A 23,011-nucleotide genomic window follows, 5' to 3' on the forward strand; every position below is an offset into this window, starting at 1 on the left:
GTGTTGCACCACACAGGCCCTTGCGGGGCCCGGAGCGGGAGCGGCACCAGATATGAGCACGCAGAGCAGGCTGACGCACATCGACGAGGCCGGCGCGGCCCGGATGGTGGACGTGTCGGCGAAGGACGTCACCACCCGGACGGCGCGAGCCAGCGGACGGGTCCTCGTCTCCCCCCGGGTCGTCGAACTGCTGCGGGGCGAGGGCGTGCCGAAGGGCGACGCCCTCGCCACCGCGCGGATCGCCGGGATCATGGGGGCGAAGAAGACCCCCGACCTGATCCCGCTCTGCCACCCGCTGGCCGTCTCGGGCGTGAAGGTGGACCTGAGGGTCGCCGACGACGCCGTCGAGATCCTCGCCACCGTGAAGACCACGGACCGCACGGGCGTCGAGATGGAGGCGCTGACCGCGGTCGCGGTCGCCGGACTCACCGTGATCGACATGGTCAAGGCCGTCGACAAGGGCGCCGTCATCACGGACGTCCGGGTGGAGGAGAAGACCGGCGGCAAGTCGGGCGACTGGACCCGCGCGTGAACGCCCCGCGCGGCGGCGAGGTCCACAGTCACCTGAGCCACGTACCGCCGGTGGCGGGCGAGGCCTGGGCGGCACGGCCCGACGCCCCCGAGGCGCCGCCCGTGACGCGCGCGCTGGTGGTCACCGCCTCCAACCGCGCCTCGCAGGGCGTGTACGCCGACAAGGGCGGCCCGCTGCTGGCCGAGGCGCTGGGCGCGCTCGGCTTCGCCGTGGACGGCCCGCGCGTCGTCCCGGACGGGGACCCCGTCGAGCAGGCGCTGCGCGAGGGCGTGGCCGCCGGGTACGACGTCATCCTGACCACCGGCGGCACCGGCATCTCGCCGACCGACCGGACCCCCGACGCCACCGCGAAGGTCCTCGACTACGAGATCCCCGGGATCCCGCAGGCCATCCGCGCGGAGGGCCTGGCGAAGGTGCCGACCGCGGCGCTGTCCCGGGGGCTCGCGGGAGTCGCGGGCCACACGCTGATCGTGAACCTGCCCGGCTCCACCGGCGGTGTCCGCGACGGCCTCGCGGTGCTGTCCAGGATCCTGCCGCACGCCGTGGACCAGATCCGGGGTGGCGACCACCCGAGACCGTCGGGGAGCGCGAGCTGAACGGCCCGTCCTGGCCCGTGGTGCTGACGGACGGCGACGTCACGCTGCGGCCGATAAAGCTGCGGGACCAGCGCGCCTGGCGCGAGGTCAACCGTCGCAACCGCGAGTGGTTGCGGCCGTGGGAGGCGACGATCCCGCCGCCCGCGCCGTGGGGGCCGGTGATCCACCGACCGACGTACCGTCAAATGGTGCGCCACCTGCGGGCGGAGGCGAACGCGGGGCGGATGCTGCCGTTCGTCATCGAGTACCAGGGGCGTCTCGTCGGCCAGTTGACGGTCGCCGGAATCACCTGGGGTTCCATGTGCGCGGGCCACGTCGGCTATTGGGTGGACCGCGACGTGGCGGGGCGCGGGGTGATGCCGACGGCCGTCGCGCTCGCCGTGGACCACTGCTTCGCGAAGGTCGGGCTGCACCGCGTCGAGGTGTGCATCAGGCCGGAGAACGGGCCCAGTCGACGGGTCGTCGAGAAGCTCGGATTCCGCGAGGAGGGCGTGCGACCGCGCTACCTGCACATCGACGGGGCGTGGCGCGACCACCTGGTCTTCGCGCTCACGGTGGAGGAGCTCCCCGAGGGGCTGCTGAGTCGTTGGCACCGGACGGCCGGCCACCGCGGGGCCCCGCCGAAATAGTCGAATCGCAAGTACGTTCGAATTCTTGCCGATTCGCCCATAACCTGATCCGAAGAATCACAAAAAAGTCCGTGATATCAGCGAGATCGTGCGACACACCGGCTCAATTGGCTGATCCGCCGGCCCGCGCCCCTCTACGGTGTGTGGTGTGAGCAGCAGCGGCCTCATCTACGCAGTCATTGTGGGGGCCTGGGCCGCCTACTTGGTGCCCATGTGGCTCCGGAGGCAGGACGAGCTGAACGAAGCCCGTCCGACGGAACGCTTCTCCACTGCCATCCGGCTGCTTTCCGGCCGGGCGGGAATGGAGCGCCGTTACGCCAAGGGGCTGCGCGAGCGCGGTGCCGAACAGGTGGATCCCCAACCCCACGCGGACCCGGACGCGGCGACGGAGACGGTGAATTCCGTCGACGCCGACGCCCGGGTCCTCGACGTGCCTCCGACCAGGGCGGAGCCCCGATCGGCCGGCGCCGAACGGGCGGAGCGGGTCCGGCGGGAACAGCGCCTCCAGGTGCTCGCGCGTCGCAGGCGCACCACCGCGCTCCTCTTCCTGATCTTCACCCTCGGGGCGATCGTCGCCGCGGTCGGCGGACTGCGCTACCTGTGGGCGCCCGCCCTTCCCGCCCTGCTGCTGAGCACCTACATCGTGCACCTGCGGGTCCAGGAGCGGCGGCGTTACGAGTTCACGATGGACCGGCGGCGCGCGGAGGCCGCCGCCCGCCGGCTCCGCGAGAACCGCCCGCACCGCCGCGAGGCGGAGTCCACCGCCGGCGCCGAACCGGACCCCTCTCCACCGGTCTCCCCGCAGGAGGCCGGCCGGCGCGCACTGGTCGAACAGACCGACCACGCCGAGTGGGTGGACCAGCAGCGCGAGCGCGAACGCGGCCCCGCCCGAGGTGACAGCTGGGAGCCCGTCCCCGTCCCGCTCCCGACCTACGTGACGGCCCCCGTGGCCCCGCGTGCCACCGGACCGGCATCCCCGGACGGCTGGAGCTCCACCCGCTCCAGCACCGCAGAGCCGACGGAGCCCCGACTGCGCGCCCAGCCGGCCGTCCCGGCGCCGGCCTCCGAGCCGGAGCCGAAGTCGGAACCGAAGACCCCCGTCACCCCGCGCCCGCGCGGCCGGGACCGGGGCCGCACCCCGCTCTTCGACCAGTACGAGGGCGAGGACCGGCCGCGTGCCGCCAACGAGTGATCGGTGACCTGCGCGGACACCTCGGGGAACCGGTTTTGGAGCACCCGCGCGGGGATGCTAATGTTTCACACGTCGCAAGGGCCTGTGGCGCAGTCTGGTAGCGCACCTCGTTCGCATCGAGGGGGTCTGGGGTTCAAATCCCCACAGGTCCACAGACAAGAGATCCCGTCCGGTCGGAAGACCGGACGGGATCTTTCTTTTGCCCGGGGCCCGTCGGCCACCCGCACTTCGGGGCCTCGACTCCGGTGCGGGCGGCGCGTCGTGGGGTGTGGTCAGGGGCGCAGGGGCTTCGTCATGCAGCGGCTGGAGTCGTGGAAGCGGTAGTGGCCGAACTTCTCCGACAGCGTGTAGCCCGACGAGCCGTAGAGGGCGATGGCCTCAGGCTGTTGGTCGCCCGTTTCGAGGACCATGCGGGTGCGACCCGCCGCCCGGGCGTCGTCCTCCAGCAGGGCGAGGATGCGCCTGGCCAGACCGAGACCGCGGGCCCCGGGGACCACGTACATCCGCTTGATCTCGGCGTCGCCGTCCGAGTAGCCCTCTTCGCCGCGGTCCTGGCGGCGCCAGGCACCGCTGGCCACCGGGCTGTCCGAGGCGTCGTAGGCGAGGAGGTAGAGGCCGTTCGGCGGGACGAACATCGCCGGGTCGAGGAAGGTGGCGTCGCCCTCCCCGTCGTAGCGCTCCTGGTATTCGATCTGTACCTGGGCGTCGAGTTTCGCCGCGTCGGGGTGGTCGTAGGCGACGGTGCGCAGGGTTATCCCATGAGACATCCGAACATCGTACGGAACGGTCCCGCTAAGGTGCTGGGATGCTCACCGTGACCTCCGTGAATGTGAATGGGATCCGGGCCGCCGCGAAGAAGGGCTTCGTGGAATGGCTGGCGGGATCCGACGCCGACGTCGTGTGTCTCCAGGAGGTGCGGGCCGAGGAAGGACAGATTCCGGTCGAGGCCAGGGAGCCCGAGGGCTGGCACACCGCGTTCGCGCCGGCCGCCGCCAAGGGGCGGGCCGGGGTCGCGCTGTACACGCGCAGGGCGCCCGAGGCGGTGCGGGTCGGCTTCGGGAGCGACGAGTTCGACGCCGCCGGCCGCTACCTGGAGGTCGACCTCCCCGGGGTGACCGTGGCGAGCCTGTACCTGCCCTCCGGCGAGGCGGGAACCGAGAAGCAGGACGAGAAGTACCGCTTCATGGCCGAGTTCCTCGACCACCTCGCCCGGCTCAAGGAGCGGGCCGCCGCCGACGGGCGCGAGGTCGTCGTCTGCGGGGACTGGAACATCTGCCACCGGGAAGCCGACCTCAAGAACTGGAAGACGAACCGCAAGAACGCGGGCTTCCTGCCCGAGGAGCGCGAGTGGCTCGGGAAGGTGTACGAGCAGGCCGGGTACGTCGACGTCGTGCGCGCGCTGCACCCGGACACCGAGGGTCCGTACTCGTGGTGGTCCTACCGGGGCCGGGCCTTCGACAACGACGCCGGCTGGCGGATCGACCTCCAGGTCGCCACCCCGGGACTGGCCGGCAAGGCCGTGAAGGCCTTCGTGGAGCGCGCGGAGACCCATCCCGAGCGCTGGTCCGACCACGCGCCGGTGACCGTCGTCTACGAGCTCGGGGTCTGAGGGCGCTGTTCCCGCTGCTGGTGCAGTCGGTCCATCGCCATCGTCAACTCGGCCTCCACCACGCTCTTGGCCAGCGGGCGCAGGCGCGGGACGGCGTCGTCCGCGATGTGCGTGGATATGAGTTCGGTGAACAGGGCCGCCATGGCGTCCGCGTGCTCGCGGACCCGGCGGCCCGTCTCCAGCACCGCCGCGAGCGGGACGCCCTCGCGGACCAGCGCCGAGGAGACGTCCAACAGACGGCGGCTGACGTGCACGATGGCGTCGCCGTCGGTGGCGAGGTAGCCGAGGTCCAGTGAGGCCGCCAGGTTCTCCGGGGTGACCTCGCCCTCGAAGTAGTCGGCCAGCGCCTCGGGAGACAGACGCACCGGGGTCTCCTCCGACCAGCCGATGCCGAGCAGCTCCCCGAGCTGGCCGACGTCGCGCCCGTTCTCGAAGGCGGCCGTCAGCTCGGCGATGCCGCCGAGGGTGTGGCCGCGCTCCAGCAGACCGGCGATGGTGCGCAGGCGGGCCAGGTGATGGTCGTCGTACCAGGCGATCCGGCCCTCGCGGCGGGGCGGCGGCAGCAGCTTGCGCTCGCGGTAGAAGCGCAGGGTGCGCACCGGGATGCCGGCCGCCTCGGCCAGCTCCTCCGTACGGTATTCGCGCACGGCTCCCGCCACGGTCGTCGTCCTTGCTTCCGTCTCGTTGTCGGCCACGTGCGCAGCCTAAGGGCTGTCCCGCCGATGGGGCCGGGCTCGGGGCGCCCGGGCCGTACCCGCAGTAACTTTCCGGGCGCGACCCCTACCCATGGGTACGCGGCTGCTCTACTCTCCCGATTGTGCCAGTGATTGCTGGCAGTGTTGCACTGGTGGTTGTGACCGGGCTGGGCTGGGCTGGGACTGCGGAAGCGGAGGCGGCGGGCATGGGTGGCAAGGGTGACGGCGTGGACGGACGCGAGCACGTGAGGGTGGCGGTGATCGGGTCCGGGTTCGGCGGGCTCGGGGCCGCCGTACGGCTGCGCCGCGAGGGGATCACGGACTTCGTCGTGCTGGAGCGCGCCGACTCCGTGGGCGGCACCTGGCGCGACAACGACTATCCGGGGTGCGCCTGCGACGTGCCCTCGCACCTCTACTCCTTCTCCTTCGCGCCCAACCCCGACTGGCCCCGGACCTTCTCGGGCCAGCCGCACATCCGGGCCTACCTGGAACAGGTCGCCGACACCTTCGGGCTGCGGCCGCACATCCGACTGAACTCCGAGGTCCGGCTGATGCGCTGGGACGCCGACGAGCTGAGGTGGGAGATCGAGACCTCGACCGGGAACCTCACCGCCGACGTGGTGGTCTCCGCGACCGGGCCGCTGTCCGACCCGAAGATGCCCGAGATCCCCGGGCTCGCCGAGTTCCCCGGCAAGGTCTTCCACTCGGCCCGCTGGGACCACGACTACGACCTGCGCGGCAAGCGCGTCGCCATGATCGGCACCGGCGCCTCGGCCATCCAGATCGTCCCGGCCATCGCCCCCGACGTGGACCGCCTCACGCTGTTCCAGCGCACCCCGCCGTGGGTGATGCCGCGCACCGACCGGGCCATCTCCGCCTTCGAGCGCAGGCTGCACCGCCAACTGCCCTTCACCCAGGCCGCCCGGCGCGGGCTGCTGTGGGGGATCCGGGAACTCCAGGTCAGCGCCTTCACCAAGCGGCCGAACCAGCTCGGCCTGGTCGAGTCCCTGGCCAAGGCCAACATGGCGCGTTCGATCAAGGACCCGGTGCTGCGGGCCAAGCTGACGCCCTCGTACCGCATCGGCTGCAAGCGCATCCTGCTGTCCAGCGAGTACTACCCGGCGCTGGCCCGACCGAATGTCGATCTGGTCGCCTCCGGGCTCAAGGAGATCCGCGGCTCGGTGCTGGTCGCCGCCGACGGGACCGAGACCGAGGTCGACGCGATCGTCTTCGGCACCGGGTTCCACGTGACGGACATGCCGATCGCCGACCGGGTGGTCGGCGCCGACGGCCAGACCCTCGCGGACGCGTGGAAGGACGGGATGAAGTCGCTGCGCGGCGCGACGGCCGCCGGCTTCCCCAACTGGATGACGATCATCGGACCCAACACCGGGCTCGGCAACAGCTCGATGATCCTGATGATCGAGTCGGCGCTGAACTACATGGCCGACTACCTGCGGCAGTTGGACACGCTGGGGGGCCGGACCGCGCTGGCGGCCAGGCCGTCCGCGGTGAACACGTGGAACCGGCGCGTGCAGTCGCGGATGGAACGGACCGTCTGGAACACCGGCGGCTGCACCAGTTGGTACCTGGACGCCAACGGGCTGAACACGACGGTCTGGCCGGGCACCACCGGCGCGTTCCGCCGCGAGACCCGCACCGTCGACCTCGCCGAGTACGAGGTCGTCCGCAAGGGCGGGGAACCGCGACCCGAGCGGGCCGCCGCGGGGTCGGTGTCGGGGAGCGCCCCGGCCGCCCCGACCGCCCCGGCCTCCCCGGCCGCCCCGATTGCCCCGACCTCCCGGGCCCGCGAGGCCGGGGTGGACGCGCCCGGGGCCGCCGTGCCCGGGGCCGCCCCGGCGACGGCCGTCACGGCCGACGGGAGCGCCGCGTGAGCCGCCGTCCCGCCCACGTCACGTCCGGGCCCTACGCGCCCCCGGTCGCCGGCCGGGAACTCACCGCCGTCTCCGCCGACGGGGCCCGGCTGCACGTGGAGGTGCACGGTGAGGCGGGCGCCCCGGCGGTGGTGCTGGCCCACGGCTGGACCTGCTCCACCGCCTTCTGGGCCGCCCAGACACGGGACCTGGCCCGCGACCACCGGGTCATCGCCTACGACCAGCGCGGCCACGGCCGCAGCCCCGTCGGGCTCCGACACAGCACGACCGCCCTCGCCGACGACCTGGTGGCCGTGCTGAAGGCCACCCTCGCGCCCGGCGAACGGGCCGTCGTCGCGGGGCACTCGATGGGCGGCATGACGATCATGGCCGCCGCCGGGCGGCCCGAGTTCACCGAACACGTCGCGGCCACCCTGCTGTGCAGCACCGGCAGCGGGGGGCTGGTCGCCGAGGCGCTGGTGCTGCCGGTGCGCGCCGGACGCGCAAGGACCAGGATCACCAGGGCGGTGCTCGGCTCCCGCGCCCCGCTCGGGCCGGTCACGCCCGTCGCGAGCAAGGTGCTCAAGTACGCCACCATGGGGCCCGGTACCGCGCCCGACCGGGTCGAGGCCGTCGCCCGCATCGTGCACGGCTGCCCCGCGGCCGTCCGGTACGCCTGGTCCCAGGTCCTGGCCGACCTGGACCTGGGCGGGAATCTGGCCCGGCTGACCGTGCCCACAGCCGTCCTCGCCGGTACCGGCGACCGCCTGACGCCCATCGCCCACGCCCGCCGCCTGGCCGCCGCGCTGCCCGACTGCCGCGGGCTCACCGAGCTGACCGGCATGGGACACATGACCCCGATCGAGGCCCCCGAGGCCGTCACCCGGGCCGTGCGCGAGCTGACCGCCCTGTACGCGGGAAGCGCCGGCGACCGGCACGACCACGACACATCCCCGACACCCCCGGCATCGCCGGCACCCTCGACATCCCCGACATCCCCGACATCCCCGACATCCCCGAAGGAGAAGACGCCGTGAGCGCTCGCAGGAGTCTGGAAGGCCAGGTCGCCGTCGTCACCGGCGCCGCCCGCGGGGTCGGTGAACTCCTCGCCCGCAAGCTGTCCGCGCGCGGGGCGAAGGTGGCCCTGGTGGGTCTGGAGCCGGAGGCCCTCAAGGAGGTCTCCGAGCGGCTCCACACCGAGAGCGACCACTGGCACGCCGATGTCACCGACCACGAGGCGATGGCCCGGGTCGCGCAGGAGGTCAAGCAGCGGTTCGGCAAGGTGGACATCGTCGTCGCCAACGCGGGCGTCGCCGCCGGCGGGCCGTTCGTCGACTCCGACCCCGACGCGTGGCGCCGGGTGATCGAGGTCAACCTGATCGGCGGGGCCGTCACCGCCCGGGCCTTCCTGCCCGTGCTGATGGAGAGCCGCGGCTACTTCCTCCAGATCGCCTCGCTCGCCGCGATCACACCGGCGCCGATGATGACGGCGTACTGCGCCTCCAAGTCCGGTGTCGAGGCCTTCGCGCACTGCCTGCGCGCCGAGGTCGGGTACAAGGGCGTCAAGGTCGGCGTCGGCTATCTCTCCTGGACCGACACCGACATGGTGCGCGGCGCCGACCGGGACGAGGTCATGCGGGAGCTGAGGCAACGGCTGCCGTGGCCCTCGAACCGCACGTACCCCCTGGGGCCGGCCGTCGACCGGATCGTGGCCGGCATCGAGCGGCGCTCGCCGCACGTGTACGCGCAGTGGTGGCTGCGGGGCATGCAGGGCATGCGCGGCTACCTGCCGGGGATCATCGCGACCGTCGGGCAGCGCGAGATGGCGCGTTTCGAACCGAGGCTCGGCGGCGTCTCCAAGGGGCTCGTGGGCGCCGGCGGGGCCGCGGACGAACAGGAACGCGGCACGTCCCGCTGAGCGTTCCGATGGCCACGAAGGGGCCGATACGGACCGAACCCCGACCGGACCTCGACCGAACCCCGACCGAACCCCGACCGGACCTCGACCGGACCCCGACCGTTAAGTGTCCGAAATGCGCACTTAACGGTCGCGTGGAAGTCTGGGCGCATGTCTATCAGGGAGCAGTTCCAGGTCAAGGCGAGAGAACTCGAACGCAGGGCCGCGAAGGCCCGGGAAGCGAGGGACGAGGCGAAGGACGCGCCGGGCGACCCGATGCCGGCGGCGGTACGGGACCAGGCCGTCAGACCCCGTGACACGGTCGACCGGCCCTTCGAGGAGTAGGTCGAGGGGCGGGTCGGGACCGGTGGGACGAGAACCGTGTGACGAGGGGCGGGACCGCGACCGCGGTCCCGCCCCTTCGACGTTCCCGCGGTGCCGCTACGAACCGGCTCGGCGCGGCGGCAACTTCGGGCGTCGCAGGTCCGGGACGTCCGCGTAGCCCGGGGGCACCGCCGCCGGGTCCTGCTCCAGCAGTTCCAGCGCCAGGTGGACGGCGTCGTCGAGTACCGCGTGCCGGCCCTCCGCCCAGTCGAGCGGCGTGCGCAGGATCGCCAGGTCGGGCTCGACGCCGTTGTTCTCCACCGACCAGCCGTACTCCGGGAACCAGGCCGCGTTCATCGGCACCGTGATCACCGTGCCGTCGCCCAGGACGTGCCGGCCGGTCATTCCGACCACCCCGCCCCAGGTGCGCTGGCCGACCACGGGACCCAGCCCCAGCAGCTTGAACGCCGCCGTGATCATGTCCCCGTCTGAGGAGGTCGCCTCGTCGGCCAGGGCCACGATCGGCCCCCGGGGCGCGTTCGAGGCGTACGAGACCGGCTGGGCGTTGCGCGTCAGGTCCCAGCCGAGGATCGAGCGGGTCAGCTTCTCCACGACCAACTCGCTGATGTGACCGCCGGCGTTGCCGCGCACGTCCACGATCAGCGCGGGCCGGGACATCTCCATCCGCAGGTCCCGGTTGAACTGAGCCCAGCCCGAGCCGCCCATGTCGGGGATGTGGAGGTAGCCGCACCGGCCACCGCTGAGTTCGCGGACCACCGCCCGGCGTTTGGAGACCCAGTCCTGGTAGCGCAGCGGTCGTTCGTCGATCAGCGGGACGACCGCGACGCGGCGGGCCCGGCCCTCGCCGTCCTGCTCGAAGGTCAACTCGACGGTGGTGCCGCCCGCCGCGTCCAGCAGCGGGTACGGGCCGCTCACCGGGTCCACCGGGCGGCCGTCGATGTGCGTGAGCACGGCGCCCTCGCGGATGCCGGTGCCGGCCAGCGGGGAGCGGGCCTTGGAGTCCGAGGACTCGCCGGGCAGGATCCGTTTGATCATCCAGGCGCCGTCCCGGCACACCAGGTTGGCGCCGAGCAGGCCGATGGCCCGCTGGTAGTGGGGCGGGCCCTCGTTGCGGCGGGCGGGGGAGACGTACGCGTGCGAGGTGCCCAGTTCGCCGAGGACCTCGCGCAGCAGGTCGGCGAACTCGTCGGGGGAGGCGACCCGTTCGACCAGGGAGCGGTACTGGCGCAGCACCGCGTCCCAGTCGATGCCGCACATGTCGGGCTCCCAGAAGTAGGCGCGGATCAGCCGGCCGGCCTCCTCGTACGCCTGGCGCCATTCGGCCGCCGGATCCACCTCGTGCAGGATGCGCCGCAGGTCCAGGTAGACGGTGGAGTCGCCGTCGCCCGACTCGGTCGAGGGGACGGCCCGCAGGTCCCCGTCGTCGTTGATCACCAGCCGGGTGCCGTCGCCGCTGACCGCGAACCAGTCCAGTCCGGAGGCGAGTTCGCTCTTGCGGGCCTTGGAGATGTCGTAGTGCTCCAGCGTCGGTTTGCCGCTGGTGTCGGAGGGGTTGGCGAAGGTCTCGCCGAGCGCCCCCGAGATCGGCCAGCGCAGCCACACCAGGCCGCCGCCGTTCACCGGGTACAGGGCCGAGTACTTCGACGCCGTGACGGGGAAGGGCGTGACCCGGCTCTCCAGCCCCTCCACCTCCACGGTCACCGAGCCGTCCCCGTCGCCGGACTCGCCCTCCACCGGGTCGAGTCCGCCCGCCGCCGGGCGGCCGTCGGGGGAGAACGCGAAGGGCGAGGGGGTTGCGGAGGACAGCGGCACCAGGTACGGGCGACAGCCCAGCGGGAACGACAGGTCGCCGGTGTGGACGTCGTAGACCGGGTCGAAGCCGCGCCAGGACAGGAAGGCGAGGAAGCGGCCGTCCCGGGTGAACACCGGGTTCTCGTCGTCGAAGCGGCCGTTGGTGACGTCCACGACCGTGCGGGTGCCGGGGCCGGCGATGCGGGCCATCTTGATCTGGCGCAGCGAGCGTCCGATGCCGGGGTGCGACCAGGTCAGCCAGCAGCCGTCGGGGGAGAACGCGATGTCGGTGACGGGCCCGTTGATGGACCGGATGAGTTCGGTGACCTCCCCGTCGGACTCCTCGGTGGCGTCGATCAGCAGCAGCCGGCCGTCGTTGGAGGCGACGGCGAGCCGTTCCCCGTCCGGGTCGGAGAGCAGTTCCAGTACGCGGCCCAGCCGGCCCGAGGCCAGCCGGCGGGGTTCGCGGTCGCCGGAGGCGCGGGGCAGGTAGGCGATCTCGATCGCGTCCTCGCCCTCCGCGTCGGTCACGTACGCCACCTGGCCGCCGCTGCCGAGCATCTCGGGCAGCCGGGCCCGTACGCCCGGGGTGTCGGCGATGGTGCGGGCCGGGCCGTCGCGGTGGGTGAGCCAGTACAGGCTGCCGCGCACGACGACGGCGCTGGCCCGGCCGGTCGCGTCGACGGAGAGGGAGTCGACGTGGTTGGCGGCCGGGATCTGATAGCTGCGCCGGCCGGCGCGGGGGCCGCCGAGACGGATCTGCAGCTTGCGCGGGACGGCGTCCGGGGCGAGGGAGTCCACGAGCCAGAGGTCGCCCGCGCACTGGTAGACGATCCGAGAGCCGTCGCTGGAGGCGTGCCGGGCGTAGAACTCCGCGTGGTCGGTGTGGCGCCGCAGGTCGGTGCCGTCGGGGAGGCAGGAGTAGAGGTTGCCGATGCCCTCGTGGTCGGAGAGGAAGGCGATCCGGCCGGCGACGAACATCGGCGAGTCGAGGTGCCCTTCGACGTCCTCCAGCAGCCGTCGGCCGTGCAGCCAGAGCCGGCCGGTGGCGCCGCCGCGGTACCGCTTCCAGGCGGCGGGCTCGTGCGGGGGCTTGCCCGTGAGCAGCAGGGTCCGGCGCTCGCCGTTCGGTTCCTCGCGAACGGCGATGTCGGACACCGGGCCCCAGGGGAGTTTGCCGCCGGGGCTGCCGTCGGTGGGCAGGGTGTAGGCCCAGGAGTAGTACGAGAAGGGCTGGGCGTGCGAGGAGACGGCCAGGATGTCGCTGCGGCCGTCCTTGTCGGGCGGGGTCCAGCCGCAGACGCGGGTGTCGGTGGAGCCCCAGTGGCTGAGCCGGCGGGCCGGGCCGCCGTCCACGGGCGCGAGGTGGATCTCGGGGTCGAGGCTGCGCCAGGTGGTGAAGGCGATGTGCCGGCCGTCGGGGGAGAACCGCGGGTGGCCGACCCGGGTGCGGTCGACGGTGATCCGCCAGGCCCGGCCGGCCGGGCCGTCGGGTGGAGCCAGGGGCGCCACCCAGAGGTCGTCCTCGGTGGCGAAACACAGCAGGTCGTCGTGCAGGTGCGGGAACCGGAGGTACGCGACGTCGTGACTCACCCCCCAATGCTTTCCGCGCAGGGGGCCCCTGGCAACTCGTACAGGTGATCCATGACACCCCCCGAAGCGAAACGGAACGGTTTCGTTTCGTTCGTCGGGGAGGTACTCTCGCAGGAGTACGAAACCGTTTCGTTCGGATGGGAGGGCCGGGTATGCCCGAAGAAGTCGCGTCGCGGCGCAGCCGGATCACCCCCGAGCGGGAAGCCGAACTCCACGGGGCGGTCCTCGACCTCCTCCGCGAGGTCGGGTACGAGGCGCTGACCATGGACGCGGTCGCCGCCCGCACCAAGTCCAGCAAGGCCACGCTCTACCGCCAGTGGGGGAGCAAGCCCGAACTGGTGGCCAAGGCCCTGCGATGCACCCAGCCGGTCTCCCTCCGGGAGATCGACACGGGCAGCGTGCGCGGGGACTTCGCCCTGATGGTCGCGCACTCCGACGACGCGCAGATGGCCAAGGACACCGCGCTGATGCGGGGTCTGACCCATGCCGTCCACGAGAGCCCGGAACTCCACAAGGCGCTGCGCGACCTGCTGGTCGATCCCGAGATCAACGGGCTCCAGATGATGTTGCAGCGCGGGGTGGACCGGGGCGAGATCGCCCCGGACTGTCCGGCGCTCGACTTCGTACCGCACATGCTCATCGGGGCGTGCATAGCGCTCCCGCTGATCGAGGACCGGTCGGTCGACCGGGCGTTCCTCGGCCAGTTCCTGGACGCCGTGGTCTTCCCCGCCCTCGGCGTCTGAGCTCCACGCACGACCCGTATCGCTGCTCCTGACACGCCGCTCTCGTCGTCGGGCCGGCTCACCACGCCCTGTCCCATCCCACGACCCGAACGGGAGAACCACCGACGTGGCCACCTTCCTCTACCGCCTCGGCAAGGGCGCCTTCCGGCGCCGGCGCCTCGTCGCCCTCGTCTGGGTGGCGCTGCTGTTCGTCGCCGGCTTCGGCGCGGCCTCGGCGTCCGCACCCACCTCAGGCTCCTTCTCGATACCCGGCACGGAGGCCCAGAAGGCCTTCGACCTGCTGGAGCAGCGCTTCCCGGGCATGGCCGCCGACGGCGCCACCGCCCGTATCGTCGTCAAGGCGCCGGCCGGTGCCAAGGTCACCGACCCGGGCACCAAGACCGAGGTCGAGAAGATCATCTCCGGTCTGCAGAACGGCCCCGGTGCCGAGCAGATCGCCAAGATCGACGACCCCTACCAGGTGAAGGCCGTCAGCCAGGACGGTTCCACCGCCTACGTCAGCGTCAAGTACGACGTCAGCGGCATGGAGCTGAAGGACGACGCCCGCGACGCCCTGAAGGTGTCCGGCAAGGCCGCCCAGGACGCCGGGCTCACCGTCGAGATCGGCGGCGACGCGCTGATGGCCGCGCCCGAGACGGGCTCCGGCGAGATCATCGGCATCGCCATCGCGGCGATCGTCCTGGTTATCACCTTCGGCTCGCTGATCGCGGCCGGACTGCCGCTGCTGACCGCGCTGATCGGCGTGGGCATCGGTGTCTCCAGCATCACGGCTCTCGCCAACGTGATGGACCTCGGCTCCACCACCTCCACGCTCGCGATGATGATCGGCCTCGCCGTCGGCATCGACTACGCCCTCTTCATCGTCTCCCGCTACCGCGCGGAGCTCGCCGAGGGCCGCGAGCGCGACGAGGCCGCCGGGCGGGCCGCCGGCACCGCCGGTTCCGCCGTCGTCTTCGCCGGTCTGACCGTGGTCATCGCCCTGGTGGGCCTGGCCGTCGTCAACATCCCGATGCTGACCAAGATGGGCGTCGCGGCCGCCGGCACGGTGGTCATCGCGGTCCTCGTGGCCCTGACCCTGGTCCCGGCCATCCTGGGCTTCGCCGGCAAGAAGGTCCTGCCGGCCGGCGCCAAGAGCAAGCTGTTCGGCAAGGGCAAGCCGAAGGTCGAGGGCGCCGAGCCCAAGGCCAACGGCGGCACCCGCTGGGCCCGCTTCGTCCTGCGCCGCCCGATCATGGTGCTGCTGGTCGGTGTGATCGGCCTCGGCGTGATCGCCATTCCGGCGAGCAAGCTGGAGATGGGCCTGCCGGACGACGGCGCCCAGCCGGTCTCCACCACCCAGCGCAAGGCGTACGACCTGCTGTCCGACGGCTTCGGCCCGGGCTTCAACGGCCCGCTGATGATCGTCGTCGACGGCGACAAGGCGCTCGCCGACTCCACCGTCGACCGGATCAAGGGTCTGGACGGCGTCGTGGCGGTCACCCCGCCGATGCCGAACAAGGACGGCGACGCGGCGATCATCAACGTGATCCCGAAGGACCGGCCCTCCTCGGTCGAGACCGAGAACCTGGTCCACGAGATCCGCGACGGCAGCGGCGACGACGTCCTCGTCACCGGCGCCACCGCGATGAACATCGACTTCTCGCAGAAGATGAACGACGCGCTGCTGCCCTACCTGGCGCTCGTGGTCGGCCTCGCCTTCCTGCTGCTGATGCTGGTGTTCCGCTCGATCCTGGTCCCGCTGAAGGCGGCCCTCGGCTTCCTGCTGTCGGTCGTCGCGGCCCTCGGCGCGGTCGTCGCGGTCTTCCAGTGGGGCTGGCTCGGCTCGCTCTTCGGGGTGGAGCAGACCGGTCCGATCATGTCGATGATGCCGATCTTCATGGTGGGCGTGGTCTTCGGCCTGGCCATGGACTACGAGGTCTTCCTGGTCACCCGCATGCGGGAGGCGTACGTCCACGGCGAGCGCCCGGGCCAAGCCGTCGTGACCGGCTTCCAGTACAGCGCGCGGGTGGTCGTGGCCGCCGCCGTCATCATGATCGCCGTGTTCTCGGGCTTCATCGGAGCCAGTGAGCAGATGGTCAAGATGATCGGCTTCGGTCTGGCCGTCGCCGTCTTCTTCGACGCCTTCGTGGTCCGCATGGCCATCGTCCCGGCGGTACTGGCGCTGCTCGGCCACAAGGCCTGGTGGCTGCCGAAGTGGCTCGACCGGCTCCTGCCGAACGTGGACGTGGAGGGCGAGAGCCTGCGCAAGCACCTCGGCGACTCCGGCGACTCCTCGGAGGGACCGGACAAGGACCGCGAGCTGGTCAACGCCTGACTGTCGGCGTCTGACCGTCAGTACCTGACCGACGGCGTCTGACCGTCAGTGCCTGACCGACGGCGCCTGACCGGCGCGGTCGCGTACGAGAGTCCGGCCCCGCACCCGAACACCGGGTGCGGGGCCGGACCCGTTCGCGCCCGCCGGTCGGGCGGGTGCGGCGGCGTTGGGCCTAACGGGTGGCGGGCTCGTTGACGGGGTCGGTGGCGGACTCGACGGCGGGCGCCGCGGCGGGGGCGTACGTACGGCGCAGGAAACGGCGCAGCGCCGAGAGGTCGAACTGCACCACGGCGACGCCCTCGGGGGAGTGGAACTCGACGATCGCCTGCACCCGGCCGCACGGCCAGACCCGCACGTCACCGGTCCCGGTCGGGGCGGTCAGGCCCGCCTCCAGGAGGGCGCGGGGGAAGACCCACTCGTTGTCCGTGCCCTCGGGGGACAGGTCGGCCGGGAAGACGATCCGTACGGCCAGCGGCTCGGCGGGGGTGAACCGCAGGAGGACCGGAATCGCCCGGTAGAGCGGATCGTCCGTGATCACACGGGCGCGGACGCGCTCCTCCACGGCGGTGGTCACCTCGGTCACGTGGGGATTCTCGGCGGTCGCTGACATCGACACGGCTCCTATAAATCGGAACATATGCGTCCGTATTTACCCCCAGCCTCGCACATTCCCACGAATCCGCGCGGCGCTTTTTGGGGCGCGTACGCTCTTGCCAACGGTTTGCAGGTGGGCACTATTCTTGAACGGTTAAAGATTTTGTCAGCGCAACACCGGCCCGAACCCCCACGCGCCCCACTGCCACGCGCCTCACCGCCGTGAGCCTTACCGCAGGAAGCGGAGCAGACACATGCATGTCCCCGACGGCTTCATCGACGCCCCCGTCTCCATAGCCGCGGGCGTCGCGGCCGCGGGCGCGGTGGCGGTCAGCCTCCGTGGTGCCCGCCGCGAGCTCGACGAGCGCACCGCACCGCTCGCCGGCCTGGTCGCCGCCTTCATCTTCGCCGTGCAGATGCTCAACTTCCCGGTGGCCGCCGGCACCAGCGGCCACCTGCTGGGAGGGGCCCTCGCCGCGATCCTCGTCGGCCCCTACACGGGCGTGCTCTGCGTGTCCGTGGTCCTGCTCATGCAGGGCATCCTCTTCGCCGACGGCGGTCTGACGGCCCTCGGCGTGAACATCACCGTCATGGGCGTCGTCACCGTGGTGATCGCCTACGCGATCTTCCGCGGCCTGGTCAAGGTGCTGCCGACCGGCCGGGCCTCGATCACCACCGCCGCCTTCGTCGGAGCCCTGCTCTCGGTGCCCGGCGCGGCCGCCGCCTTCACCGCGATCTACGCCGTCGGAGGGACGACCGACATCCCGGTGGCCAAGGTGTTCACCGCCATGGTCGGCGTGCACGTCCTCATCGGCATCGGCGAGGCCGTCATCACGGCCGCGACCGTGGGCGCCGTCCTGGCTGTCCGGCCCGACCTGGTCCACGGCGCGCGCGGACTCGCCACGCCGCTGAAGCTGCGCGTCGACGGCGAACTGGTCGACGCCCCGACCGTCGCCCCGGTGCCCGTCGCCACCGCCCGGTCCACGAAGCCCGTGTGGATCACCGGCCTGGTCACCGCCCTGGTGCTGGCCGGTGTCGTCTCCTACTACGCCTCCGCCAGCCCCGACGGGCTGGAGAAGGTCGCCGCCGACAAGGGCATCGACGCCCACGTCGAGGAGCACGCCTCCGCGAACTCCCCCGTCGCCGACTACAGCGTCAAGGGCGTCGGCGACGCCCGACTGTCCGGCGGCCTCGCCGGGATCATCGGCGTCGGCGTGACCGTCGTCGTCGGCACCGGCATCTTCTGGGCGGTCCGCCGCCGTCGCGCCGAGGACCTCACCGCCACCTCCACCGCCGTGCCCACCGCCTGACATGGGGGCCGGCCACACCCACAAGCTCTACCGGCACGGGCACTCGCCCATCCACGCCCTGCCGCCGCACTGCAAGCTCGCCGCGACCTTCGCGTTCGTGCTGGTCGTCGTGTCCACACCGCGGGAGGCGATGTGGGCCTTCGGCCTGTACGCCCTCCTGCTCGCGGCGGTCATGGCCGTCGCCCGGATTCCGGCCGCCTTCGTGCTGCGCCGGCTGCTGATCGAGGTGCCGTTCGTCGCGTTCGCCGTGCTCATGCCCTTCGTGGCGGAGGGCGAGCGGGTCGAGGTGCTCGGCATGTCGTTGAGCGTCTCCGGCCTGTGGGGCGCCTGGAACGTGCTCGCCAAGGGCACCCTCGGGGTCGCCGCCTCCGTCCTGCTCGCCTCGACGACCGAACTGCGGGCGCTGCTCCTCGGCCTCCAGCGGCTGAAACTGCCGCCGCTGCTGGTCCAGATCGCCTCCTTCATGATCCGGTACGGCGACGTGATCGGCGGCGAACTCCGCCGGATGTCGATCGCCCGCCGCTCGCGCGGGTTCGAGGCGCGCGGGATCCGGCACTGGGGGGTGCTGGCCAAGACGGCCGGAGCGCTCTTCATCCGTTCCTACGAGCGCGGCGAGCGGGTCTACCTCGCGATGGTCAGCCGCGGCTACTCCGGTTCCATGCCGGTGATCGACGACATCGCGGCCACGCGCGCCCAGTGGGCGTACGCGGCCGTGCTTCCGCTGGCGGCGCTCGCCGTGTGTCTGATGGGATGGACGCTGTGAACGTGATGGGTGGGACGGACGTTGTGCACGTGCCGGGTGGGACGGACGCTGTGTATGTGTCGGGTGGGACGGACGTTGTGCGCGTGATGGGATGGACGCCGTGAACGCGCCCTCGACCCCCTCGACCCCCTCGACCCCCGTACCGCCCTCGCTGGACGTCTCCGGCCTCGCCTACGCCTACCCGGACGGACACCAGGCCCTCTTCGGCGTGAACCTGACCGTCGGGCAGGGGGAACGCGTCGCCCTCCTCGGCCCCAACGGCGCGGGCAAGACCACGCTCGTCCTACACCTCAACGGCATCCTCGCCGGCGGGGTCGGCACCGTGACGGTGGCCGGGCTGCCGGTGGAGAAGCGGAACTTCGCCGAGATCCGGCGCCGGGTCGGCATCGTCTTCCAGGACCCCGACGACCAGTTGTTCATGCCCACCGTGCGCGAGGACGTCGCCTTCGGCCCGGCCGCCGCCGGCATGCGGGGCGCCGAGCTGGAGCAGCGGGTCCGGGAGGCGCTCGAACAGGTCGGCATGGCCGCCTTCGCGGACCGGCCGCCGCACCACCTCTCCTTCGGTCAACGCCGACGGGTGGCGGTGGCCACCGTGCTGGCGATGCGGCCCGAGATCCTCGTCCTCGACGAGCCCTCCTCCAACCTCGACCCCGCCTCGCGGCGCGAGCTGGCCGACATCCTGCGCTCGCTGGACGTGACGGTGCTCATGGTCACGCACGACCTGCCGTACGCGCTGGAACTGTGCCCGCGCGCGGTGATCCTCAGCGACGGGGTCATCACCGCCGACGGGCGGACGCAGGACCTGCTGTGCGACGAGGAGCTGATGGGCGCCCACCGGCTGGAACTCCCCTTCGGTTTCGACCCGCGCTCGGTGACACCGCCGACGCCGACCCCGGCGGTGACACCGGCGCCCGCCGCGCCGGGCACCGGGACCCCGGCCCCGGCGGCATAAGCGCCCGCGGTCGGTTGTTGGAACCGTCGTGGAGATCCAGGGTGAGGTGACGGAGGGCTTCGAGGCCGTCCGGGACGCGTTCGTACGCAACTTCGAGGTGCTCGGGGACCGGGGTGCGGCCGTGGCCGTGTACCGCGACGGCCGCAAGGTCGTGGACCTGTGGGCCGGTACGAAGGACGTGGACGGCGCCGACACCCGGAGCCCGGACGGCGTGGCCGCGGTCCACGGCCCGGAAGGCGCCGGGACCGATGGCTCGGGCGGCGCCGCGCCCTGGACCGCGGACACGGCGCAGGTCGTGCGCTCGGCCACCAAGGGCGTCGCCGCGGCCGTCCCGCTGCTTCTCCACCAGCGGGGGCTGCTGGACCTGGACGCGCCGGTCGGAGCCCACTGGCCGGAGTTCAAGGCGGGCGGCAAGGAGCGGGCGCGGGTCCGCGACCTGCTGGCACACCGTGCGGGCGTCCCGGCGCTGGACCGACCGTTGACGCCGGCCCAGGCGGCGGACGGCGAGAGCGGACCGCGGGCCGTCGCCGAACAGACCGCCTTCTGGCAGCCCGGCACGGACCACGGCTACCACGCGCAGACGTACAGCTGGCTGCTGTCGGAACTGGTGCTCCGGGTGACCGGGATGTCGGTGGGGCAGTGGCTCGCGCGGGAGGTCACGGGCCCGCTGGGCCTGGACTTCTGGATCGGGCTGCCCGACGCCGAGGCGGGACGGGTCGGCAGGGTCGGACCGGTGGAGCCGCCGGCATCGGCGGGAGCGCTGCGCACCCGGCCGCGCAGAAACGTTTCGGAGGCCTACGCCGACCCGCACTCGCCGACCCGACGCGCCTTCGCGGCCATCGACCCCCTGCCCGACGAGAACGACCCCGCATACCGGGCCGCCGAACTGCCCGCCTCGGCCGGCATCGGCACCGCCCGGGCCCTGGCCGGCTTCTACGCCGCGCTGCTGGGCGACACCGAGGACGGCACCCGGCTCTTCACCCCCGAGACCGCGGCCCTGGCGTCCTCGGAACTGTCCTCGGGCCCGGACCGGGTACTCGTCGTCAACACCCGCTTCGGCCCCGGCTACATGCTGCACGGCCCGGCCTCCCCGCTGCTGTCCCCGGCCTCCTTCGGGCACCCGGGGCGCGGCGGCTCGCTGGCCTTCGCCGACGCGGAGGCGGGCATCGGCTTCGGGTACGTCACCAACTCCCTGGCCAAGTCGGTCACCGCGGACCCCCGCGCGCAGGCCCTGGTCCGGGCGGTACGCGCGTCGCTCTGAGCGGGGGCCTTGGCGGGGGCGGGGGCGAGGGTCGGGGTCGGGGATCGGGGCGTGGGGCTCGGCCGCGGGGCTCCGTGCGGCGCGGCTCGGGGCCGCGGGGTTCCGTGCGTAGGCGGCTCGGGGCCGCGGGGCTCCGTTCGTACGGCGGGTCGGGGCCGCGGGGATCCGCGCGTACGGCGGCTCGGGGCCGCGGGGCTCCGTGCGTAGGCGGCTCGGGGCCGCGGGGCTCCGTTCGTACGGCGGGTCGGGGCCGCGGGGATCCGCGCGTACGGCGGGTGCGTACGGCGGGCGCCGTACGCACGTCCGTACGGCGGGTCAGGAACGCAGGACCGACGCCACGATCGGGCCCGCCGCGTCCGCGCCGTGGCCGCCGCCTTCCACCATGGCCGCCGCGGCCACGTCGTCGCTGAAGCCCGTGAACCAACTGTCCGGGCTCGCCGAGCCGTCCACCTCCGCCGAGCCGGTCTTCGCGCCCTTGTCGCCGCCGACCGAGGCCATCGCCTCGGCACCGGTACCGCTCGTCGCCGTCAGCCGCATCATGGAGACCAGTTGGCCGCGCACCGACGCCTTCATCGTGCGCGCCGCCGTCGCGGTCGGCCGGCCGTCGAGCTCGGGGGAGACCAGCAGGGGCTGGTGGAACCGACCGCTGCGCGCCGTCGCCGTGATGGACGCGATGTTCAGCGGGTTCATGGTGATCTGCCCCTGCCCGATGTACTCGGCCGCCGACTCCGCGCCGGTCGTCACCGGGACCTTGCCGTCGAAGGACTTGATGCCCGTCTTCCAGTCCAGGCCGATGCCGAAGACCTCCGTGGCCTCCTTCGACAGCGCCGCGTCCTCGTCGACCTCGTCGATCTGCTTGATGAAGGCGGTGTTGCAGGACCGGGCGAAGCTCGTCGAGAAGTTCGTGCCCGCCGGCAGTTGGAAGTTCGCCTGGTTGTGGAAGGAACGGCCGCCCCAGGAAACCGTCTTGTCGCACGGGGCGGGCTTGTCGGCAGCCACCTTCCCCCGGTCGAGCAGCATCGCCGCCGTGACGATCTTCATCGTCGAGCCGGGTGCGCGCGTGCCCGTCATCGCCGCGTTGTAGCCGTCCTTGCGGTTGTTGGCGATCGCCAGGATGTGGCCGTTGCTGGGCTTGACGGCCACCACCGAGGACTCCGGGTACTTGGCCACCGCCTGCTCCGCCGCAGCCTGCACCTTCGCGTCCAGGTACGTCTTGAGCGTGCTCGGTTCGCCCGCCACCAGGGTCAACAGCGTGCGTCTGCCGCCGGCGTCCTGGCCGGTGGCGCCGTCCTGTGCGGTGGAGTTGGCGGTGGCGGCGGCCGGTTCGATCCACAGCTCCGTGCCGGCCTTGCCGCCGGCCTTGCCGCCGTAGACCTCGCGCAGTTGAGCCAGTACCGGCCGCAGCGACGGGTACTTCTCCGGCGTCAGTTCCTGGTCGTTGCGGTCCACCAGCTTGACCGGCGGACTGGCAGGCGTGCCCGCGCGCAGCCGCTCGCCGCGCTTGAGGTCCGGATGGATCACCGAGGCCTGCCAGTCGACCAGGGCCTTGCCGGTGCTGAGTCCGCGGACCACGGTGAGCCGGGACTCGTACGCGAGGGACTTGGTCGTGCCCTCGTAGGTGACCTCGGCCTCGACCTTGAAGGGCACGGTCGTGCCGTTCGGGGTGCCGGGGGTGATCACCGCCTTGGACACGTAGGCCCTGGTCTTGAACTCGGCGACCGCCGACAGCGCCTCGGACGCGTTGTTCGTCCAGTCGGCCGCCGTCCGCTCGTCCCCGGTCGCCCACGCCGCCAGGAAGCCCCTCGCGGCCTCGGATGTCTCCTTCTCGGTGACCGGCCCCTCGCCCCTCGACGCGCCGGCCGCCGTCTTGCCGGCGACCTTGTCGTCCTTGGCCCCGCCGGTGTCGCCGGTGTCGCCGACCAGTGAGTACATGCCGTACCCGGCACCGCCGACCATCGCGAGGAACACCCCGCCGATGATGGCACCCTTCGCCGCCCCGTTCACTTGCGTCCCCTCCCCAGGAACCACGGTCCTCTGAACATGTTCAAGAACCCCTGGCATGGACATTACGCTGAGCGAGCGGGTGTTGCGCGCGTTGTTACCGGACCGGAACGTGCCGCCCGTCACACGCCGAACGCGGCGCCCGGGCCGGAGCGTTGACGGTGGACGCGACCCAGAGGGCTTGGGTGGCGGTGGCGGTGGCGGTGGCGGAACGGGCGGGCCGCCGGGCCGCTCGCCTGCCATGTCTCGTCATGTGATGGGGTCGAGCTGCACCAGAGGTCGGTCCGGGGGTTCTGCGGCCTTCTCCCGCTATGCCGGAA

20 protein-coding genes and 1 tRNA gene are annotated in these 23,011 nt (G+C 72.3%); 16 read left to right on the top strand and 5 right to left on the bottom strand.

The window, feature by feature from the left end; translation table 11 throughout:
- Positions 1-52: 52 nt before the first annotated feature.
- The 5 genes from moaC (at position 53) to ACFYW3_RS29480 (ending at position 3,101) form a co-directional block, all read left to right on the top strand.
- Positions 53-532: a cyclic pyranopterin monophosphate synthase MoaC gene (gene moaC, locus ACFYW3_RS29460; RefSeq protein WP_267800008.1), complete on the top strand. Its 480-nt coding sequence runs from the start codon at positions 53-55 to the stop codon at positions 530-532.
- A gap of 50 nt (positions 533-582) precedes the next feature.
- Complete coding sequence (locus tag ACFYW3_RS29465) at positions 583-1,128, top strand: molybdenum cofactor biosynthesis protein B (RefSeq protein WP_384616770.1); 546 nt, start codon at positions 583-585, stop codon at positions 1,126-1,128.
- Positions 1,125-1,757: a GNAT family protein gene (locus ACFYW3_RS29470; protein ID WP_351750065.1), complete on the top strand. Its 633-nt coding sequence runs from the start codon at positions 1,125-1,127 to the stop codon at positions 1,755-1,757. Before ACFYW3_RS29465 ends, ACFYW3_RS29470 begins: the two co-directional genes overlap by 4 nt.
- 148 nt (positions 1,758-1,905) lie before the next feature.
- Positions 1,906-2,949 (top strand): hypothetical protein, encoded by a 1,044-nt coding sequence (locus ACFYW3_RS29475; protein WP_389387875.1) that lies wholly within the window; start codon positions 1,906-1,908, stop codon positions 2,947-2,949.
- Positions 2,950-3,027: 78 nt separating this feature from the next.
- Positions 3,028-3,101: transfer RNA gene (locus ACFYW3_RS29480), tRNA-Ala, on the top strand.
- 120 nt (positions 3,102-3,221) lie between these two features.
- Here the strand turns inward: ACFYW3_RS29480 and ACFYW3_RS29485 are convergent.
- Positions 3,222-3,716, bottom strand: coding sequence for a GNAT family N-acetyltransferase (locus ACFYW3_RS29485; protein WP_351749963.1), 495 nt, complete (start codon positions 3,714-3,716; stop codon positions 3,222-3,224).
- Positions 3,717-3,754: 38 nt separating this feature from the next.
- Here ACFYW3_RS29485 and ACFYW3_RS29490 point away from each other — a divergent pair, with 38 nt between their 5' ends.
- Positions 3,755-4,558 (top strand): exodeoxyribonuclease III, encoded by an 804-nt coding sequence (locus ACFYW3_RS29490; RefSeq protein WP_351749962.1) that lies wholly within the window; start codon positions 3,755-3,757, stop codon positions 4,556-4,558.
- Here ACFYW3_RS29490 and ACFYW3_RS29495 read toward each other — a convergent pair.
- Positions 4,540-5,253, bottom strand: a complete 714-nt coding sequence (locus ACFYW3_RS29495; protein WP_351749961.1) for a MerR family transcriptional regulator — start codon at positions 5,251-5,253, stop codon at positions 4,540-4,542. The genes ACFYW3_RS29490 and ACFYW3_RS29495 overlap by 19 nt on opposite strands.
- A 206-nt stretch (positions 5,254-5,459) precedes the next feature.
- Between ACFYW3_RS29495 and ACFYW3_RS29500 the strand changes: the two genes are divergently transcribed.
- The 4 genes from ACFYW3_RS29500 (at position 5,460) to ACFYW3_RS29515 (ending at position 9,369) form a co-directional block, all read left to right on the top strand.
- Positions 5,460-7,148 (top strand): flavin-containing monooxygenase, encoded by a 1,689-nt coding sequence (locus tag ACFYW3_RS29500; protein ID WP_389387876.1) that lies wholly within the window; start codon positions 5,460-5,462, stop codon positions 7,146-7,148.
- A complete protein-coding gene (locus tag ACFYW3_RS29505) occupies positions 7,145-8,164 on the top strand; it encodes an alpha/beta fold hydrolase (protein ID WP_389387877.1) in 1,020 nt (339 codons plus the stop codon). The genes ACFYW3_RS29500 and ACFYW3_RS29505 overlap by 4 nt, the downstream gene beginning before the upstream one ends.
- Positions 8,161-9,045, top strand: a complete 885-nt coding sequence (locus ACFYW3_RS29510; protein ID WP_351749959.1) for an SDR family oxidoreductase — start codon at positions 8,161-8,163, stop codon at positions 9,043-9,045. The genes ACFYW3_RS29505 and ACFYW3_RS29510 overlap by 4 nt, the downstream gene beginning before the upstream one ends.
- A 150-nt stretch (positions 9,046-9,195) precedes the next feature.
- Positions 9,196-9,369: a hypothetical protein gene (locus tag ACFYW3_RS29515; protein WP_389387878.1), complete on the top strand. Its 174-nt coding sequence runs from the start codon at positions 9,196-9,198 to the stop codon at positions 9,367-9,369.
- Between the two features lie 96 nt (positions 9,370-9,465).
- Here ACFYW3_RS29515 and ACFYW3_RS29520 read toward each other — a convergent pair whose 3' ends face one another.
- Entirely contained in the window at positions 9,466-12,753 is a 3,288-nt protein-coding gene (locus tag ACFYW3_RS29520; RefSeq protein WP_351749957.1) for a S41 family peptidase, read from the bottom strand.
- 152 nt (positions 12,754-12,905) lie between these two features.
- On the opposite strand from ACFYW3_RS29520, the gene ACFYW3_RS29525 reads away from it, so the two are divergent.
- Positions 12,906-13,496: a TetR/AcrR family transcriptional regulator gene (locus ACFYW3_RS29525; RefSeq protein ID WP_351749956.1), complete on the top strand. Its 591-nt coding sequence runs from the start codon at positions 12,906-12,908 to the stop codon at positions 13,494-13,496.
- Positions 13,497-13,602: 106 nt separating this feature from the next.
- Positions 13,603-15,810: an MMPL family transporter gene (locus ACFYW3_RS29530; RefSeq protein WP_351749955.1), complete on the top strand. Its 2,208-nt coding sequence runs from the start codon at positions 13,603-13,605 to the stop codon at positions 15,808-15,810.
- Between the two features lie 172 nt (positions 15,811-15,982).
- On the opposite strand, the gene ACFYW3_RS29535 is transcribed toward ACFYW3_RS29530, so the two are convergent.
- Positions 15,983-16,420, bottom strand: a complete 438-nt coding sequence (locus ACFYW3_RS29535; protein WP_351749954.1) for an SsgA family sporulation/cell division regulator — start codon at positions 16,418-16,420, stop codon at positions 15,983-15,985.
- A 238-nt stretch (positions 16,421-16,658) separates the two neighbouring features.
- Between ACFYW3_RS29535 and ACFYW3_RS29540 the strand changes: the two genes are divergently transcribed.
- The 4 genes from ACFYW3_RS29540 (at position 16,659) to ACFYW3_RS29555 (ending at position 20,690) form a co-directional block, all read left to right on the top strand.
- A complete protein-coding gene (locus ACFYW3_RS29540; RefSeq protein WP_351749953.1) occupies positions 16,659-17,714 on the top strand; it encodes an energy-coupling factor ABC transporter permease in 1,056 nt (351 codons plus the stop codon).
- A 1-nt stretch (position 17,715) separates the two neighbouring features.
- The gene (gene cbiQ, locus ACFYW3_RS29545) at positions 17,716-18,477 is read left to right on the top strand and encodes a cobalt ECF transporter T component CbiQ (protein ID WP_389387879.1); all 762 of its coding nucleotides are present in this window, start codon (positions 17,716-17,718) and stop codon (positions 18,475-18,477) included.
- Positions 18,478-18,568: 91 nt separating this feature from the next.
- A complete protein-coding gene (locus tag ACFYW3_RS29550; RefSeq protein WP_389387880.1) occupies positions 18,569-19,429 on the top strand; it encodes an energy-coupling factor ABC transporter ATP-binding protein in 861 nt (286 codons plus the stop codon).
- Between the two features lie 28 nt (positions 19,430-19,457).
- A complete protein-coding gene (locus ACFYW3_RS29555) occupies positions 19,458-20,690 on the top strand; it encodes a serine hydrolase domain-containing protein (protein ID WP_389387881.1) in 1,233 nt (410 codons plus the stop codon).
- A gap of 315 nt (positions 20,691-21,005) precedes the next feature.
- On the opposite strand, the gene ACFYW3_RS29560 is transcribed toward ACFYW3_RS29555, so the two are convergent.
- The gene (locus tag ACFYW3_RS29560) at positions 21,006-22,694 is read right to left on the bottom strand and encodes a penicillin-binding transpeptidase domain-containing protein (RefSeq protein ID WP_389387882.1); all 1,689 of its coding nucleotides are present in this window, start codon (positions 22,692-22,694) and stop codon (positions 21,006-21,008) included.
- Positions 22,695-23,011 lie beyond the last annotated feature (317 nt).

Origin of the sequence: Streptomyces sp. NPDC002602 (genome assembly GCF_042889445.1) — a bacterium.
GTDB lineage: Bacteria > Actinomycetota > Actinomycetes > Streptomycetales > Streptomycetaceae > Streptomyces.